The organism is Rhodopseudomonas sp. P2A-2r (assembly GCF_026015985.1).
Lineage (GTDB): Bacteria > Pseudomonadota > Alphaproteobacteria > Rhizobiales > Xanthobacteraceae > Tardiphaga.
Genome location: NZ_CP110389.1, coordinates 2,072,929 through 2,089,273 on the forward strand (window position 1 = coordinate 2,072,929; position 16,345 = coordinate 2,089,273).

Consider the following 16,345-nt stretch of genomic DNA (forward strand, 5'->3'; position numbering starts at 1 on the left):
GCGACAGGAGCGCGGCGATGGCGAGCATCTACGATTTTTCGGCCCGCAGCCTGGCCGGTCAGGACGTCTCGCTCAGGGCCTATGAGGGCAGGGTGCTCTTGATCGTCAACACCGCCAGCGCCTGCGGGTTCACGCCGCAATATCGCGGCCTCCAGGCGCTGCAGGAAAGCCTTGCGCCGCGCGGCTTTTCGGTGCTGGGCTTCCCGTGCAACCAGTTCGGCGGCCAGGAGCCGGGCGAAGCGAGCGCGATCGGGGAGTTCTGCGCCGGCACCTACGGCGTTACCTTTCCCATGTTCGATAAAATCGAGGTGAATGGCGGCAACGCGCATCCATTGTATAATTTCCTGAAATCTGAAAAGCCGGGATTGCTGGGCGCGGCGATCAAGTGGAATTTCACCAAATTCCTGGTCGACCGTTCCGGCAAGGTGATCGCGCGTTATGCGCCGACCACCAAACCTGAATCGCTAAAAGAAGAAATCGAGGCGCTGCTATGACCGAGAACAACGAAGCCGTTACCGTCGAATTGCCCGACCGCCTCTCCACCGATCCGCGCAGCCCGTTCTACAACGCCGAGGTACTGCAGCGCGATGTGGGCATTCGTTTCAAGGGCGTCGAGCGCACCAATGTCGAGGAATATTGCGTCAGCGAAGGCTGGGTCCGCGTTCCCGCCGGCGCCGCCAAGGACCGCTACGGCAATCCGCTGATGATCAAGCTCAGCGGCCCGGTGGAGCCATATTTCCGCGACGAGGCCTGAGCGGCCAAACTGTCAGTCCGGGGCGCGACGGCGTGAGCCGGTCGCGAGCCCGGAACGACAGAAGCGACCGTTGGCTAGCAAAAAGGCGGCTCCCGCATAAATTTGAAGCTTAAAGCAATGGCGGTTTCCCGCTATGCTGCGGCAGCAGACGGGATGGACTCGCCCGAGCCGTCATGGTTGCAATGCGTTCATGACCAATGAAGGACCGGGAATGAAGGTGGTGACGCTGCGTTCGGATGTTCAGGCCGGGTCGGATCCGTTGGTCGGTCGCGCCGCGGCGCCGGCGATGATCGACATCGATCACGTCTCGCAGACCTTCCAGACCTCCGGCCGGCAAAGCCATCTGGCGCTGTCGGACATCAACCTCAGCATCGAGGACGGCGCCTTCGTTTCCATCCTCGGGCCATCGGGCTGCGGCAAGTCGACCTTGCTCTACATCGTCGGCGGCTTCGTGCAGCCCTCCGAAGGCGTCGCCCGCGTCAAGGGCAAGGCGATCACCGGACCTGGTCCCGATCGCGGTCCGGTGTTTCAGGAATTCGCGCTGTTTCCCTGGAAGAACGTGCTCGGCAATGTGATGTACGGGCTGCGCCAGCAGGGCGTGAAGCGCGCCGAAGCCGAGACGCAGAGCCGCCGCCTGCTCGAAATGGTCGGCCTCAAGGGCTACGAGAACTTTTATCCGAAAGAACTTTCCGGCGGCATGAAGCAGCGCGTGGCCATCGCGCGCACGCTGGCCTATCATCCCGAAGTGCTGCTGATGGACGAGCCGTTCGGTGCGCTCGATGCGCATACCCGCACGCGCTTGCAGAACGACCTGCTCAACATCTGGGAGCGCGACCGCAAGACCGTGCTGTTCGTCACCCACTCGGTCGAGGAAGCCGTCTTCCTGTCCGACAAGGTGGTGGTGATGACGCGCTCGCCAGGCCGCATCAAGGTGGTCGTCGACATCGACCTGCCGCGTCCTCGCAAGCGCGCCGAACTGCTGCTCGACCCGCGCTATCAGAAATACGTCGTCGACATCGAGAAGATGATCGACGACACCGGCGACGACGGGTTGCACGCATGATCACGCCGCGCGCGCTGCTCGCGAAGTCCGCGCCGCTGCTGGCCTGCATCGGCCTGCTGTGCCTCTGGCAGGTGGCCTCGATGAGGCTTGAGACCGAGAGCTTCCCGACAGCCTGGGAATCCCTGCGCGCGGTGCCGTCGATTCTCGGCGACAAGGAATCGCTGGTGAACATCGGCGCCTCATTGCGCCGCATGGCCATCGGCTTCAGTCTCGCGGTGCTGTTCTCGATTCCGCTGGGGCTCCTGATGGGTCGCCTGAAGAGCGTGGCGTCGTTCTTCAATCCGCTGCTGATGATCGTCTATCCGGTGCCGAAAGCCGCGCTGATGCCGATCATTATGCTGTGGATGGGCGTCGGCGAATTCTCCAAGATCTTGGTGATCTTTCTCGGCGTCAGCCTGCCGATCATCTATCACTCCTTCCAGGGCGGCAAAGCCGTCGAAGAGAAAATGCTGTGGTCCGGCGCGGCCATGGGCCTGTCCGCGGCGCAGCGCATGTTCCGCATCGTGCTGCCGGCGGCGCTGCCGGAAATCCTCACCGGCTGCCGCACCGGGCTGGTGCTGGCGCTGATCACCATGGTGACCTCCGAGATGATCGCGCGGCAGTCCGGTGCCGGCAACATCCTGTTCAACGCCCTCGACATGGCGCAGTACGACACCGTATTCGCGATGATCATCGTGATTGGCGCCATGGGCATCATTCTCGATGCCGCCTTCGAGAAGCTGCGCTTTGCGTTGGTGAAATGGTCGCAGCCGCGCCACGACATGCCGTTGAGCTTCACATGAGCGCGGGCATCAACAAGGCGCTGCTGGGCGTCACGCCGATCGTGCTGTTCCTTGCGCTGTGGCAGTCGCTGGTGTCGTTCGGCTATGCGCCGGTGACCTTGCTGCCGGCGCCGGGCTCGGTGTTCCTGCGGCTCGGCCAGCAGTTGCTGACCAGCGATTTCTTGCACGAGATCGCCGCCACCTTGTTCCGGCTGTTCGCCGGCTTCGGCATCGCCGTGGTGCTCGGCGTCTCCATCGGCCTTGCCGCCGCGGTCAGCCCGGCAATTAATGCAGTGGTCAAGCCGCTGGTGCGCGTGCTGGCGCCGATCCCGAAGGTCGCGCTGTATCCGGCGCTGCTGCTGATCCTCGGTTTCGGCCATGCGTCCAAGATCACGCTGGTGACGGCCGATGCGCTGTTCCCGATCCTGCTGTCGACCTATTACGGCGCCTCGATGGTCGAGCAGAAGCTGATCTGGTCGGCGATGGCCGCGGGCACGCCGCGTTGGCAGATCCTGTTCAAGGTCGTGCTGCCGGCGGCGATGCCCTCGATCCTCACCGGCTGCCGCATCGGCCTCGTCATCTCCTGCATCGTGGTATTTCTGGCCGAGATGATCACCTCGACGGATGGCCTCGGCCATATGCTGGTGCAGGCGGCGCGCACCTTCCAGACCGTCGACATGTTCGTGCCGCTGATCACCATCTCGATGCTCGGGCTGATCCTGAACGGCCTGCTTCACGGCCTGCGGACGTATCTGCTCAGGGGATTTTCGGAGGTGTGACCCTCATCCTGAGGAGCATCGCGTAGCGATGCGTCTCGAAGGATGAGAACACTACTATCCCAGCCGCATATCAAGCAGCCGTCGGCCGCCTTCGGTCTTCAGCATCTTCTTCACCGCGCTGGACGCAGCGATCTCGTAATGGTCGGCATAGGCCTCGTGGTTCTTCTCGATATCGTCGAGGCGATAGAGATAGTTGACCATCAGCCCGGCGGATTCGCGCAGGCCCTTGTCGGAGACGTCGCCGAGCCAGTCGACGCGCTCCAGCCGCGCGCCGTTGCCGAGATGGAAGCGGGCCACGGAATCCACCGGCGCGCCGCGCGGCATCTTGGCCTTCAGGAAGTAGTGCGCGGCCAGCGGCTCGATCACTGTGCGCAGTTGCGCGGCGAGCGGCGCGTCCTCGATCCACTCCCGCGTATCGAGGTGGACCAGCAATGCGCGCTCTTCCTCGGTGACCGGCAGGTCGGGCGCACGCTTCAGCCATTTCATGAAGCCGGGCACCGGCGACAGGGTAACGAAGTTTTCCAGCTTCGGCAGTTCGCGACGCAGTTCCTCGACCACCTGCTTGATCAGAAAGTTGCCGAAGGAAATGCCGGCGAGGCCACGCTGGCAGTTGGAGATCGAATAGAACACCGCCGTTCGCGCGCGCGCGACGGCGACCGGCTCGCGGTCCTCGGCCAAAAGCGGCGCGATGGCGCCGGGAATGGTCTCGGTCAGCGCGACCTCGACGAAGATCAGCGGCTCGTCGACCAGGGCGGGATGGAAGAATGCGTAGCAGCGGCGGTCGGCGGGATCGATGCGGCGGCGAAGGTCGTCCCAGTCGTGGATTTCGTGCACTGCCTCGTACTTGATCACCTTTTCGAGAATAATGGCCGGCGTCGACCAATCGATCCTGCGCAGCACGAGAAACCCCCTGTTGAACCAGGATGCCAGGAGATGGACGAGATCGCGGTCGACGGCGCCGAGATCCTTCTGGCTGTCTTTGAGGTCGAGCAGATCGGCGCGCATCGCCACCAATTCGCTGGTGGCGCCGGGCGCACGGTTCAGCCGGCGAAACAGCTCCTGCCGCTGCGGCTCGGAGGCGAAATGCAGATCGCCCGGGTCCATATCGTCGGGCGTTGCTTGCCACGCCGCGATGGCTCTATCGAGCTTGTCGCGGTCGGGGCCGTAATGATGGGCGAGGGCTTCGAAGAATCCGAGCCGGCCGGCGGCATCGAGGCTGTGATAGCGATCGAGCACGCCGCGTGCGATCACCGTGCCTGACGCTTCGCCGCGCCCTGACAATAATTCGCCGCACAGCTCGATCAGGTCGGAGGCATTCTGCGGATCGATCGAGGCAGGGCCGAGCCGCAGCAGGGTGCGGCCGCGTTCCGAGATCGAAGCGAGAAGGTCGGAGAAGAAGTCGTTCGGCATGGCAGATCAATTCCCGGCTGGCAGCCCACGGCCAGTTGCGTGGAATATAACAGGTTGTCGCGCGTAATGCGCGGTGATTTGAAACGTGAACGGCTGCACATAATCGTGTCTGTCGGGCGCCCTCTTGGCAAGAGGTGATGGGAGCCCAAATGACGCGACCGCTTGGAGCACGGTCGGGCGATCGCCTTGATAGCGGGCACACGATCCACGGTCGGTCTTTTACGATTCCGCAACCGTTCCGGTTCCATAGAAGTACGATTGTTTTTTCATTTTGAAGGTTGAACATGCCATTTGAAGCGCGTCGACGGGCAAGCCGCGTAAGATGCCTCGCAGCCGTCTGTGCGCTCGCGCTCGGCTCCGCCAGTCTGGCCGGGTCCGTTGGGGCACTTGCGCACGAGCAGGTGTCCACTTCGATCGGCTCCTACCGCACGTGTCCGACCGCCGGCCCGCTGTCTTCGAAGTCGCGGGCAGCTTTGACGGCACCGTTCAACGAGATTGAAAGTTTCCGTGTGTTGCAGGGCACGACCGTCTGGAAGACCGTCGCGTCGCAGCTCCTGGTCAACCGCGACAAGCAGAAGCCATGCTACGGATTCAGCGACACGCCCGAATGGACCAAGGTCGTGTCGAGAATCCCGACCAACGTGCTCGCCGTGCAGACCAATACCGATCGGACGGCTGCACTCATCTATGTCAGCGGTCTGCCGGGGTATCTCATCGAGACGCCCAAGGTGTTCGCCAGCTTCAAGCCCGGCGATACCTACGGCATCTTCCGGGTCGCGACCGCGCCCACCGTCGATACCCGGCCCACGCACGACTTCGCCGACAAGGGGGCGATCGGGATTTTCGTCAATGGCGTGAGCATGTTCAATTATACGGACACCTTCGCCTATGCCAACAAGGGTGTCTGGTCATACGATGCCAATGTCGCCGAAGCCCTGATCGTCAATTCCGATATTTCGCATGCGACACCGAGCAATCTTCCGCAGTTTCCGAAGAGCCGTGGCATCTTCCACAACCACCAGATGTCAATCCGGCTGTTGAACGAGCTGAAGGACCCGTATTTTTCTGGTCGCCTGGCGCATTCGAAGCTGGTTGGGTTTGTGATCGACAGCTATCCGATCTACGGACCGCTCGGCTATTCCTCGAAGGACGTCTCGTCGGGGCTGAAGACGCTGAAAAGTAGCTACCTCAAGCGGACCTGGACGACGACGTCGATGCGGGGAAGCAATCATCGCAGTTCGGTTCCGGCGTGGGCCGTGGTGGGCTGGGACAACAGCAATGCGACCGGCACGACCCTGCTGAATCTGTTCAAGAAGCCGAAGTCGGACCTGTTGTATGCCGATGGCAAGACGGACGGGCCTGTCGTGTATGAGGGCAAGGACGAGCGGCTCTCCGGCGAGATCAAGCTGCTGGCCGGTTCGGTCGGTCTCAAGCGCGACCCGCAAGGGTATGTCTATTGGGAAAGCCCCGTCTCCCTTCCAGTACAAGGGCGTGCCGGACCCGTTCAATGCCAGGATCGACAACAGCGCGCGCACCGCCTACTTTTTGAATGGTGCGAACGCATCAACGACGATTTTTGACGTTGGCGTGACGGGAAAGGACGATCAGGGGAAGCCGGTGCGCGGCGCGGTGCCTGAGGCCTGGCAAAAGAAATTGAGCGAGGATTAGGTTAGGTCGCCTCGGCTCGCTTTTGGGCGAACCGGGGCCGATGCGATCGACAGGCGTTCGTGACCGTAGGTGAAACGGCGCTACGGATGCTGCTTGTGCCGGCCTGACACGCCGGTGTCGATCAACAGATCCAGCGCATATTTGATGGTCGCGCGCTGCTCGTCGGTGAATTGGCTGAGCAGTTCGGTCTCGTGTTTCACGGCCGCGGCGAGCGCGGGCTTGATGCGGGCGCGGCCTTTGGCGGTGAGGTGCAGGGTGACGCGCCGGCGGTCGTCGGCGGTGCCCTTGCGCTGGACGAGGTCGTCGGCCTCCATGCGGTCGAGCACTTTCGTGAGGCCCGGCTGCTTCATCAGCGCCATCGTCGCCAGTTCGCCCACCGACAGGCCTTCGACATCGATCAGGCAGGCCAGCACGCGCCACTCGGGGACGGTGAGGTCCCAGTTCTTCAACTCGGCGTGGAATTCGCTGGAGACGATGAAGCTCGCCCGCGCCAACAGATAAGCGAGGTAGTTGCGCGCAAAGCTGTTGCTGGGCAGCGACGGCGGCCGACGGAGCGTGTTGTCGATGCGACGCAGCTCGCCGGAATGAAACACCAGCGGATCGTGCTGGCGCTCGACGAAGCGCACGACCTCGCCGACCAGGATGGTGTGGTCGCCGCCGGGATAGCGTGCCCAGGTCTTGCATTCGAAGATCGGCGCGAGGCCATCGATCAGCGGCGCGCCTGTGATGCCGGGCTCATGTTTGACGCCGGCGAACTTGTCCGAGCCGCGCTTGCCGAACCGCAATGCCAGCTCGCCGTGATCGGCGCCGAGGAAATGCACCGCAAAGGCATCGGCCTGCACGAACGGATCGTGACTCGGCGACGATTTCGCCACGCTCCACAGCACCAGCGGCGGATCGAGCGACACCGAGGAGAACGAATTGGCCGTCATGCCGACCGGGTGACCGCCATGGCTTGCGGTGACGACGGTGACGCCGGTGGGAAACTGGCCGAGCGCTTGGCGAAACGATACCGGGCTGAGCGCGCCTTGCGCAGCATCCGCGACCACCCTGTCGTCCGTCATGGAATTCGCCCGCTACAGGGGAGGCCGGGAGCTTTTGCAAGCCGCGCCGGACGCTCCTTTAATGCTAAAAATATTCCTTTTCATGTAACATGGCCGCGCCTATCATCCAACGATAATCGCTTTAAAATACGGAGAAACGGCATGCTGGCGGATCGCATCGAGGCAAAATGGATCGACGCGTTCTGCGAGATTTTTGCGCGTTGCGCGGTCAAGCCGGGCGACACCGCGGCCATCCTTTCCGAGACGCAATCGCGCGCACTGAATGTCCACTTGGCGGAGCTGGCCCTGCTGCGCATGGGTGCAAAACCGTTCCATGTCATCGTGCCGACGCCGCGCAATACGCAGGTGGTGCCGATCCGTTCCACCGGCGCATCCGAGGCGATCGGGCAACTCGGCCCGGTGGTGTCGGCGTTGCGGCAAGCCGGCTTCGTGGTGGACTGCACCATCGAAGGCCTGATGCACGCCAAGGAAACACCGGAAATCCTGAAGTCCGGAGCGCGCATCCTGGTGATTTCCAACGAACATCCGGAAGCGCTGGAGCGCATGGTGCCGGACTCGGCGCTGGAGAAGCGCGTGCGGGCGGCAGCGAAGATGCTGCGCGGCACGAAGCACATGAAAGTGACCTCGGCGGCGGGCAGCGATCTCGACGTCAACATGGAGGGCGCGGCCACGGTCGGCGTATGGGGCTGGACCGACAAGCCCGGCACGCTGGCGCACTGGCCGGGCGGCATCGTGGTGAGCTTCCCGAAGAGCGGCACCATCAACGGCACGCTGGTGATGGCGCCCGGGGATATCAACCTGACCTTCAAGCGCTATCTGACCTCGCCGATCCGCCTCACCCTGAAGGATGACTACGTCACCGACCTCAAAGGCGAGGGCGCCGATGCCGAGATGATGCGGCGCTATCTGGCCGCGTGGGGCGACAAGGAAGCCTATGCGGTGTCGCATGTGGGCTGGGGCATGAATCCCGGCGCGCGCTACGAGGCGCTGACCATGTACGACCAGCGCGATACCAATGGTACCGAACTGCGCGCGGTGGCCGGCAATTTCCTGTTCTCCACCGGCGCCAACGAATTCGCCGGCCGCTACACCGCCGGGCATTTCGACCTGCCGATGTTCGGCACCACCATCGAACTCGACGGCGTTGCGGTGATCAAGGCCGGCGTGCTGCAGGATGTGTTCGGGTAAGCTCTGTCGCTTCTTCCTCGCCCCGCCCGGCGAAGCGAAGCTTCGCTAGGCGGGGAGAGGGTGGCTCGAAGGCGCGAAGCGCGTTCGAGTCGGGTGAGGGGCTCCGGAGTTTCAACTACTAACTCCCTCACCGGGAGCCTCGCTGACGCCAGGCTCCGACCTCTCCCCGCAAGCGGGGAGAGGTGAAGATCAAAGCACCGGCGGCTTCGATAATCCAAAATGCTTCAGCAGGTCCACGAACGCGGCCAGCCGTTGTTCGCGGTAGGCGTCGACGTCCATGCCGGTGTAGTCGAGGAAGCCCTGGCCGGTACGCAGGCCGACTTTTCCTTCGGCCATGTTGCGGCCGATGATCTCCGGCGCGGCATAGCGGTCATGTCCGAGCGCGCCGGTCAGATACTTGCTGGCGTAGTGCAGAATATCGCCGCCGCCCCAGTCGATGAACTCCAGGAGACCGAGCACGGCAAAGCGAAAGCCGAAGCCGTATTTGATGGCCTTGTCGATGTCTTCGGCAGAGGCGACGCCTTCCTCGACCATGCGCGCGGCCTCGTTCATGGCCAGCACCTGGATGCGCGGCACGATATAGCCGGGCGTGGCGGCGCAGACCACAGGCACCTTGCCGATGCCTTCGAGCAGGGCTTTCACGCGGGCGGTGACGGCGGGGTCGGTGGCGACGCCCGGCGACAGTTCGACCAGAGGCACCAGATAGGCGGGGTTGAGCCAGTGCGCGTTGAGGAAGCGCTCCGGATGTTCGACCGCACCGGAGATATCGTCGACCAGGATGGTCGAGGTGGTCGAGGCGATGATCGGCGTGGGGCCGGCGAGTTGGGAGCAGCGCGCCAGCGCCTCGCGCTTGAGGTCGAGCACCTCGGGGACGCCTTCGAAGATGATGGCGGCAGCGGACAGCGCGGCGCCTGCTTCGGCTTCCGGCACGATGCGAACGCGGGTCATCAGCGTATCGATGTCATCAGGCTTGAGCAGGCCGAACAGCGCCATCGACGCGAAGGTCTTCTTGATCTCACCCAGCGCTTCGGCTTCCAGCGCCGCGAACTTGTCAGCGGCGCGCGCCTTGAAGTCGACGATGGCGACGCAGTGTCCGGCATAGGCGAAGGCGACGGCAATGCCGCGGCCCATGCGTCCGGCGCCGAGGCAGGCGATTTCGGAAAATGCGGTCATGCGGCGAATCCGTCGCGCAGCAGGGCGAGCAATGCCTCGCGATCGAGGTTGCCGAGGCCGAGGCTCTTCAGGGTCCGGCCGTCGGTCAGGAAGTTCTGACCGCAGATGGCGCCGCCGATGGCCAGGAAGGCTTCCGCCAGCGGCGTATCGGCGCCGACCAGTCGGCCGCAGGAGACGATGAAGGACAGGCCGAGGCGCAGATCCTCGCGCATGTAGCGGTGCTCGGTCAGCACGATGTGTTCGCGCCAGTCGCCGCTATCGGTGAGCCGGTCATGGGAGCCGCGGCCGTACATCCATTCCTCGCCCTCGCTGGCGTAGTGATGCGCCAGCGGAAAATGCGCGCCGCCATAGCCGAAGGCTTCGCGCACTGCGATGCGCTCGGCGTCGAGCGCATCGGTGACGCGGCGGATCGCCGGCTGGGTGCCTTCCTTGTGGATGTCCCAGCGTTCGAAATGCTCCAGCGCGCCGGCGTTCATCACGATCAGCGGCGGATGGATGATCGGCCCGGCATTCATCAGCGCGCCGGACAGCGCGTCGCCGCACGGTTCGACCACGCCCGGGAATGCCTTGTCGATCACCGCGATGGCGTGGGCGGCATTCCTCAGCGGGAAGACGCCGGTGGGCAGCCGCTTGGCACGGATGGTGATGGCGACCTCGAACGGGCCGTGCTTGCGCGCCAGCCACGGCAGCGTGCCGGTTTCCGCGAATGAGACGTCGGCGCGGTTGCCGGCCTCGTGGGCGGCCTGCGCAAAGATCATCGAGCCGAAGGTCGCCGGCGGCAGGAACACCACCTGGCCGTCGGCGAGATGCGGCGCCAGCAGGCGTGCGATGTCGTGCTGGGCGAAGGCCGGCGCCGGGCAGAGGATCAGCTCGACGCCGCGGATCGCGTCGGCGATGTCTGATGTCACCAGCGCCAGCGGCACGTCGTGGGTGCCGTTGGCGTTCCTGACGGTGATGCGCGAACCGGCATCCCGATGCGCTGCCACGGCCGCGGCGTCACGACGCCACAGCCGGACCTCGTGGCCCTCAAGGGCGAAATCGCCGGCGGCAGCGAACGAGCCGTTGCCGCCGCCCAGAACTGCTATTTTCATTCGCTGACCTTCTTTGTTGTCATCATCTCACACCCCGTCCTCATCCCCGCCGGAACGCAATTGCGTTTCGGCTGGAGGAGCGCACTTGCGCGCGTCTCGAAGGATGCGTGGGGTGACTACGTCGGTTGCGGCCCATGGTTCGAGACGGCGCCGAGAGGCGCCTCCTCGCCATGAGGGGATGAATGGGCGGCATCACTTCGAAGCGTCCGTGGCTTGCTTCAACTTGAAATGCTGCACCTTGCCGAGCGCGGTGCGCGGCAGGTCGGTGACGAAGACGATGTCGCGCGGCACCTTGAAGCGGGCGAGCTGGCCCAGCACATGGGCCTTGAGCAGCTCGGCGGTGATGCCGCAACCGGGGCGCAGCAGCACATAGGCCACCGGCACCTCCTGCCATTTCGGATCGGGATGACCGACCACGCCGACCTCCATGACATCGGGATGCTCCAGCAGCACCCGCTCGATCTCGGCGGGATAGATGTTCTCGCCGCCGGAGATGATCATGTTCTTCTTGCGGTCATGGACCCAGAAATAGCCGTCGGCATCGCGCGTGCCGATGTCGCCGGTGCGGTACCAGCCGTCATGCAGCGCTTCCGACGTTGCCGCCTCGTTGCCCCAGTATTCGAAGAACACGTTGGGGCCGCGGATGGCGATCTCGCCGGCACTGCCCGGCGGCAGTTCGGTGCCGGCGTCGTCGACGATGGCGGCTTCGCAGCACAGGCCTGGCAGTCCGGTGGAGCCGGTTCGCGTCAAATCGCCACCAAGCCTCGTGTAGATGGAGATCGGGCAGGTCTCGGTGGAGCCATAGACCTGCAGCACCGGAATGCCGCGCGCGGTCAGGCGGGCGATCAGGTGCGGCGGCACGATCTGCGAGCCGGTCGAGACGGCCTTGAGGCAGGTGACGTCGGCTGCGGCCCACGCCGGATGGTCGGTCATCGCCTGGATGATCGCCGGCACCCACACGGTCAGCGTCGGCCGGGCCTCGGCGATCGCTGCCAGCGTCGCGTCCGGCGTGAAGCGCGCATGGATGGTGACGGTGCCGCCATGATGCAGCGCCGGCGTGGTCTGGATGTTGAGCCCGCCGACATGGAAGAACGGCAGCACCGTCAGCACGTGATCGTCGGAGGTCAGGCCATGCATGTGCTGGCTCATGACGCCATTCCACAGCAGCGCCTCCTGGCGCAGCACGGCGCCCTTGGGGCGGCCGGTGGTGCCGGAAGTATAGACGATCAGCAGCGGGCAGGTGAGGTCGGTGTGCGGGTTGCGGCCGTCGCCGGAGCCGCACGCCAGCAGCGCGTCAAGGCTCTGGCCGGGCGCCGGCGGGGCGAAGTCGAGTGCGACCACGCGGGTGTCGGGCAGCTCCGCCGCGAGCGGGGGCAGCACGGCCGCAAAGGCCTGTTCGAGCACCAGCACCTTCACCGAGGCATCGGAGATAATGAACAATTGCTCAGCCACTGCCAGCCGCCAGTTCAGCGGCACCAGCAGCGCGCCGAGCCGGGCGCAGGCATAGAGCAGCACCAGATAGTCCGGCCGGTTGAGGCTGAGGATAGCGACGCGGTCGCCGCGGCCGACGCCGCATTCGGACTTCAGGGCTTTCGCGGTCGCCTCGATCCGCGTGTTGAAGGCGGCATAGCTGAGCGTGGCACCCTCGAAATGAATCGCGGGCTTGTCCGGCGAAAACGCCGCGTTGCGGGCGATGAGATGCGAGAGATCCAAGGTGGTGTATCCGGGTTGGAGTTGATCTCGATTACGCCGCAGCAACCTCCGCCGTCATCCTGAGGTGCCGTCGCTCTTGCGACGGCCTCGAAGGATGCGCTGCAAGCGCCGTCGCCTGCCGCCGCCTCCTTCGCGGCTCGCCGAAGTCGGCGAGCGCCTCAGGATGACGATGACTGAGCTTACTCGTCCTTTTCGCCCTGCTCATACAATGCCTCGCGGCCGATACGGTCGAGGCAGAGTTCGGCGGTCCAGGGCAGCATCAGCGCGCCGCAGCGGCTGTCGCGATAGATGCGCTCCAGCGGCAGCGTCTTCAGCATCGACTGGCCGCCGCAGGTGCGGATCGCCAATGCCGCGAGCTCGTTGGCGCCTTCCATCACCGAATACTGCGCGGCGTAGGCGCGCAGTACCTGCTCCTTGGTCGGATTGGCGCAGGCCTCGGTGACCGCCTGGAACCAGATCGACTTGATCTGCTCCAGCTTGATCTGCATCTGCGCCACCGCGATCTGCTTGGTCGGATACATCCGGCGCTTCACCGGCGGCATGCCCGGCACCTCACCGCGCAGATATCGGATGGTGAAGTCATAGGCGGCCTGGGCGAGGCCGACATAGGTCGGCGACAGCGTCAGGAACATGTGCGGCCAGCGCATCGCGGCCTGGAAGTAGACGCCGCGTGGCATCAGCGCCGCATCGTGCGGCACGAAAACGTCCTTGAAGATCAGCGTACGCGACACGGTGCCGCGCATACCCAGCGGATCCCAGTCGCCGACGACGGTGATGCCGGTGGACGTCGCCGGCAGCGCGAGATAGAGGGTGTTGCGGCGCGAGGCCTTTTCGCCCTCGACGGTCTCGGTGCACAGCACGCCGTAGTAATCGGCAAAGCCGGCCAGCGACGCAAAGATCTTCTTGCCGTTGACGATCCAGCCGCCTTCGACGGGCCTCGCTTCGGTGCCGAAGGCGACGCCGCCCGCGGCCGCTGCGCCGCCCTCCGAGAACGGCTGCGAATAGATCGCGCCGTCATCGACGATGCGTTTGTAGTGGATGGCGCGGCGCGCCTCATGCGCGGCGCGCGTCTCGGCATCCATGTCGAGATCGTCGGCCAGCGGTCCGGACCACAGGGTCGAGCAGACGTGCATGTTCCAGGTCAGCGCGGTGGCGCCGCAATAGCGGCCGATTTCGGCCGCGGCCAGCGAATAGGTCTGGTAGCCGGCGCCCGAACCGCCATTGGCCTTCGGAATCGAGATGCCGAGCAGTCCGGCCTTGTGCAGGTCCTTGTAGTTCTCCATCGGGAACGTGGCTTCGCGATCCCACTTGTCGGCGCGGCCCGCAAAGCGCGATTGCGCCAGTTCGCGTGCCCTGGCAATCAATCCGGCCTGCTCGTCATCGAGCCGGTAGGCCTTGGGATCGAACATCGGTCGGTCGAGCACGATGCCGTCGAGGTCGAGTTTTGCAGCAGGCATGTTCATGAGGATGACCCCGAAAGGTTGTGGCTGGTGGACAGGAAATCGGCGAGCACTTCGTTGAATTCATGGGGCCGCTCGAAACTGGCGAGATGGCCGACGCCTTCGAGCTCGACATAGGTCGAACCTTTCACGACACCGGCCATCTTCGCCATCGTCTTGGCCGGTGCGTTGTTGTCCTTCGAGCCCGCCAGCAGCAGCGTCGGCACCTCGATGTCGGCGAGGTTCTTGCGCAGGTCGAAGCCGATCATCGCCTTCATCGAGGAGCGATAGGTTTCGGGCTTGACCGAGGCCATGCAGTCGCGGGCCAGCGCAATGCCCGCAGGATCGGCGTCGTCGCCGATCAGGCCCTGCACCAGCGTCGGGGCCATCGACACCATGGTCTCGCCGCGGTCGAGCGGACCGAGCCGGGCGTCGAGGAAATTCTTCTGCCATTCGCCGTCGGAGCTGCCGAAGGCCGACGTGGTCTGCGCCAGCACGACGGCGCCGGCGAGGTCGGGATATGTCACCAGGAACTGCTGGACGATCATGCCGCCGATCGAATGCCCGACCAGCACCGGTTTGACGGCGCCGACCTGCTGCAGGAAATCGCGCAGGGCGTCGGCGAGCGTCGGCATGTTGGCGGCGGTGGGCAACGGTGCGGAGCCGCCATAGCCGGGCATGTCCCAGCCGATGGCGTGATAGCGGTCGCCGAAGGCCTCGATCTGGCTGCACCAGCCGCGCCCCGCGCCGCCGATGCCGTGCAGGAAAACCAGGGGCGGCAATGATGCATCGCCGGCCGCCTGATAGCCGAAGCGGCCGTCCTTCGTCGTCATCGCTGCAGAGTCAGGCACGGCGGTCTCCCAGAGCTGTGGCAACGCATCGATCCTAGCAGGATGAATTTACATGAAAAGCGATAGTTTTAGACTTAAAAGGCTAGTCGTTGCCTAGCGCCTAGGCATGCTGCGGCGCACGAACGCGAGCCTTCGTCGTTGGAAAATGCGCGATGCCCTTGTCGAAAATCATTTTAGGTTTAAAACAATTGGACAATGAACGCGGGAAATCCAACCATGTCCGATCAATCGTTTTTGTCGTGGCCTTTTTTGACGATCATCACCGCAAGCTGTCTGCGGAGTTGTCGCAATGGGCTGTCGCCAATGTGCCGGCCCTCGTCGATCACCACGACGTCGATAGCTCGTGCAGGCGGCTGGTGCGCGCCATGGGCGACGCCGGCTGGCTGCGCGTCGCCGTACCGGCCAGCCATGGCGGGCTCTATCCGAGCTTCGACGTGCGCGCGCTGTGCCTGGTGCGCGAGACCCTGGCCTATGTCAGCGGGCTCGCCGACTTCTCCTTTGCGATGCAGGGGCTCGGCACCGGGCCGATCAGCCTGTTCGGTTCGGACGAGACGAAGGCGCGCTATCTGCCGCGCGTCGCCAGGGGCGAGTCGATTGCCGCCTTCGCGCTCTCGGAAACCGATGCCGGCTCCGACGTGGCGGCGATGACGACCTCGGCGGTGCCCGACGGTAACGACCACGTCCGCATCAACGGCGCCAAGACCTGGATTTCCAACGGCGGCATCGCCGACCATTATGTGGTGTTCGTGCGCACCGGCGAGGCCGGCAGCCGCGGCATCTCGGCCTTTGTCGTCGACGCGGATACGCCCGGCCTGACCATTGCCGAGCGCATCGACGTGATCGCGCCGCATCCGCTGGCGACCCTGAAGTTCGAGGATTGCCGGGTGCCGCTGGCCAACCGCATCGGTAAAGATGGCGAAGGCTTCAAGGTCGCGATGGCGACGCTCGATGTGTTTCGCTCCACCGTTGGCGCGGCGGCGCTGGGACTGGGCCGTCGCGCACTCGACGAAGCGATCCATCGCTCGGCGACGCGAAAAATGTTCGGTCACACGCTCGGCGACCTGCAACTCACGCAGGCTGGTCTTGCCGATATGGCGACCGATATCGACGCCTCCGCATTGCTGATCTATCGCTCCGCCTGGACCAAGGACCAGGGCGCGCCGCGCATCACCCGCGAAGCCGCCATGGCCAAGATGTATGCCACCGAAGCGGCGCAGCGCGTGATCGACCGCGCCGTGCAGGTGTTCGGCGGCATGGGCGTGCAGTCGGGCGTCAAGGTCGAGGAGCTGTACCGCGAGATCCGCGCGCTGCGGATCTATGAGGGCGCGACGGAAGTGCAGAAAGTCATCATCGGCCGCGACCTGATCAAGTCCGCGCAGGCATAGGCAGCG

Annotated in this window: 15 protein-coding genes; 8 read left to right on the forward strand and 7 right to left on the reverse strand. The window is 64.5% G+C overall.

Annotation, left to right across the window (positions count from 1 at the left end):
• Positions 1 to 17 precede the first annotated feature (17 nt).
• The 5 genes from ONR75_RS09740 (at position 18) to ONR75_RS09760 (ending at position 3,357) form a co-directional block, all read left to right on the forward strand.
• Positions 18 to 494 carry a glutathione peroxidase gene (locus tag ONR75_RS09740; protein WP_265082401.1) on the forward strand — a complete coding sequence of 159 codons (477 nt, stop codon included), beginning with the start codon at positions 18 to 20 and terminating at the stop codon, positions 492 to 494.
• Positions 491 to 754 carry a DUF3297 family protein gene (locus ONR75_RS09745; RefSeq protein WP_265082402.1) on the forward strand — a complete coding sequence of 88 codons (264 nt, stop codon included), beginning with the start codon at positions 491 to 493 and terminating at the stop codon, positions 752 to 754. The genes ONR75_RS09740 and ONR75_RS09745 overlap by 4 nt, the downstream gene beginning before the upstream one ends.
• Before the next feature lie 211 nt (positions 755 to 965).
• Positions 966 to 1,817: an ABC transporter ATP-binding protein gene (locus ONR75_RS09750; RefSeq protein ID WP_413776501.1), complete on the forward strand. Its 852-nt coding sequence runs from the start codon at positions 966 to 968 to the stop codon at positions 1,815 to 1,817.
• Positions 1,814 to 2,599: an ABC transporter permease gene (locus ONR75_RS09755; protein WP_265082403.1), complete on the forward strand. Its 786-nt coding sequence runs from the start codon at positions 1,814 to 1,816 to the stop codon at positions 2,597 to 2,599. The genes ONR75_RS09750 and ONR75_RS09755 overlap by 4 nt, the downstream gene beginning before the upstream one ends.
• Positions 2,596 to 3,357, forward strand: a complete 762-nt coding sequence (locus tag ONR75_RS09760; protein ID WP_265082404.1) for an ABC transporter permease — start codon at positions 2,596 to 2,598, stop codon at positions 3,355 to 3,357. The genes ONR75_RS09755 and ONR75_RS09760 overlap by 4 nt, the downstream gene beginning before the upstream one ends.
• Before the next feature lie 54 nt (positions 3,358 to 3,411).
• Here ONR75_RS09760 and ONR75_RS09765 read toward each other — a convergent pair whose 3' ends face one another.
• Complete coding sequence (locus ONR75_RS09765) at positions 3,412 to 4,767, reverse strand: malonyl-CoA decarboxylase (RefSeq protein WP_265082405.1); 1,356 nt, start codon at positions 4,765 to 4,767, stop codon at positions 3,412 to 3,414.
• 284 nt (positions 4,768 to 5,051) lie between these two features.
• Between ONR75_RS09765 and ONR75_RS09770 the strand changes: the two genes are divergently transcribed.
• Complete coding sequence (locus ONR75_RS09770; protein WP_265082406.1) at positions 5,052 to 6,347, forward strand: YHYH protein; 1,296 nt, start codon at positions 5,052 to 5,054, stop codon at positions 6,345 to 6,347.
• 168 nt (positions 6,348 to 6,515) lie between these two features.
• On the opposite strand, the gene ONR75_RS09775 is transcribed toward ONR75_RS09770, so the two are convergent.
• Complete coding sequence (locus ONR75_RS09775; RefSeq protein WP_265082407.1) at positions 6,516 to 7,499, reverse strand: flavin reductase; 984 nt, start codon at positions 7,497 to 7,499, stop codon at positions 6,516 to 6,518.
• Positions 7,500 to 7,640: 141 nt separating this feature from the next.
• Between ONR75_RS09775 and ONR75_RS09780 the strand changes: the two genes are divergently transcribed.
• Entirely contained in the window at positions 7,641 to 8,687 is a 1,047-nt protein-coding gene (locus tag ONR75_RS09780; RefSeq protein ID WP_265082408.1) for a peptidase M29, read from the forward strand.
• A 189-nt stretch (positions 8,688 to 8,876) separates the two neighbouring features.
• Here the strand turns inward: ONR75_RS09780 and ONR75_RS09785 are convergent, their stop codons facing one another.
• The 5 genes from ONR75_RS09785 to ONR75_RS09805 form a co-directional block, all read right to left on the reverse strand.
• On the reverse strand, positions 8,877 to 9,860 hold the full coding sequence (locus ONR75_RS09785; RefSeq protein WP_265082409.1) for a 3-hydroxybutyryl-CoA dehydrogenase: 984 nt from the start codon (positions 9,858 to 9,860) through the stop codon (positions 8,877 to 8,879).
• A complete protein-coding gene (locus ONR75_RS09790; RefSeq protein ID WP_265082410.1) occupies positions 9,857 to 10,951 on the reverse strand; it encodes an NAD/NADP-dependent octopine/nopaline dehydrogenase family protein in 1,095 nt (364 codons plus the stop codon). The genes ONR75_RS09785 and ONR75_RS09790 overlap by 4 nt, the downstream gene beginning before the upstream one ends.
• A 192-nt stretch (positions 10,952 to 11,143) precedes the next feature.
• Positions 11,144 to 12,664: a class I adenylate-forming enzyme family protein gene (locus tag ONR75_RS09795; RefSeq protein WP_265082411.1), complete on the reverse strand. Its 1,521-nt coding sequence runs from the start codon at positions 12,662 to 12,664 to the stop codon at positions 11,144 to 11,146.
• A 179-nt stretch (positions 12,665 to 12,843) separates the two neighbouring features.
• Positions 12,844 to 14,127 carry an acyl-CoA dehydrogenase family protein gene (locus ONR75_RS09800; RefSeq protein WP_265082412.1) on the reverse strand — a complete coding sequence of 428 codons (1,284 nt, stop codon included), beginning with the start codon at positions 14,125 to 14,127 and terminating at the stop codon, positions 12,844 to 12,846.
• Positions 14,124 to 14,954, reverse strand: a complete 831-nt coding sequence (locus tag ONR75_RS09805) for an alpha/beta fold hydrolase (protein WP_265082413.1) — start codon at positions 14,952 to 14,954, stop codon at positions 14,124 to 14,126. Before ONR75_RS09805 ends, ONR75_RS09800 begins: the two co-directional genes overlap by 4 nt.
• 239 nt (positions 14,955 to 15,193) lie before the next feature.
• On the opposite strand from ONR75_RS09805, the gene ONR75_RS09810 reads away from it, so the two are divergent.
• A complete protein-coding gene (locus ONR75_RS09810; RefSeq protein WP_320109720.1) occupies positions 15,194 to 16,339 on the forward strand; it encodes an acyl-CoA dehydrogenase family protein in 1,146 nt (381 codons plus the stop codon).
• Positions 16,340 to 16,345 lie beyond the last annotated feature (6 nt).

Excerpts from the sequence above, each read along its gene's own strand:
- ONR75_RS09760 (WP_265082404.1), top strand. The coding sequence starts at position 2,596 with ATGAGCGCGGGCATCAACAAGGCGCTGCTGGGCGTCACGCCGATCGTG.
- ONR75_RS09745 (WP_265082402.1), top strand. The coding sequence starts at position 491 with ATGACCGAGAACAACGAAGCCGTTACCGTCGAATTGCCCGACCGCCTC.
- ONR75_RS09775 (WP_265082407.1), bottom strand. The coding sequence starts at position 7,499 with ATGACGGACGACAGGGTGGTCGCGGATGCTGCGCAAGGCGCGCTCAGC.
- ONR75_RS09785 (WP_265082409.1), bottom strand. The coding sequence starts at position 9,860 with ATGACCGCATTTTCCGAAATCGCCTGCCTCGGCGCCGGACGCATGGGC.
- ONR75_RS09770 (WP_265082406.1), top strand. The coding sequence starts at position 5,052 with ATGCCATTTGAAGCGCGTCGACGGGCAAGCCGCGTAAGATGCCTCGCA.
- ONR75_RS09800 (WP_265082412.1), bottom strand. The coding sequence starts at position 14,127 with ATGAACATGCCTGCTGCAAAACTCGACCTCGACGGCATCGTGCTCGAC.
- ONR75_RS09790 (WP_265082410.1), bottom strand. The coding sequence starts at position 10,951 with ATGAAAATAGCAGTTCTGGGCGGCGGCAACGGCTCGTTCGCTGCCGCC.
- ONR75_RS09740 (WP_265082401.1), top strand. The coding sequence starts at position 18 with ATGGCGAGCATCTACGATTTTTCGGCCCGCAGCCTGGCCGGTCAGGAC.
- ONR75_RS09750 (WP_413776501.1), top strand. The coding sequence starts at position 966 with ATGAAGGTGGTGACGCTGCGTTCGGATGTTCAGGCCGGGTCGGATCCG.
- ONR75_RS09765 (WP_265082405.1), bottom strand. The coding sequence starts at position 4,767 with ATGCCGAACGACTTCTTCTCCGACCTTCTCGCTTCGATCTCGGAACGC.
- ONR75_RS09780 (WP_265082408.1), top strand. The coding sequence starts at position 7,641 with ATGCTGGCGGATCGCATCGAGGCAAAATGGATCGACGCGTTCTGCGAG.
- ONR75_RS09755 (WP_265082403.1), top strand. The coding sequence starts at position 1,814 with ATGATCACGCCGCGCGCGCTGCTCGCGAAGTCCGCGCCGCTGCTGGCC.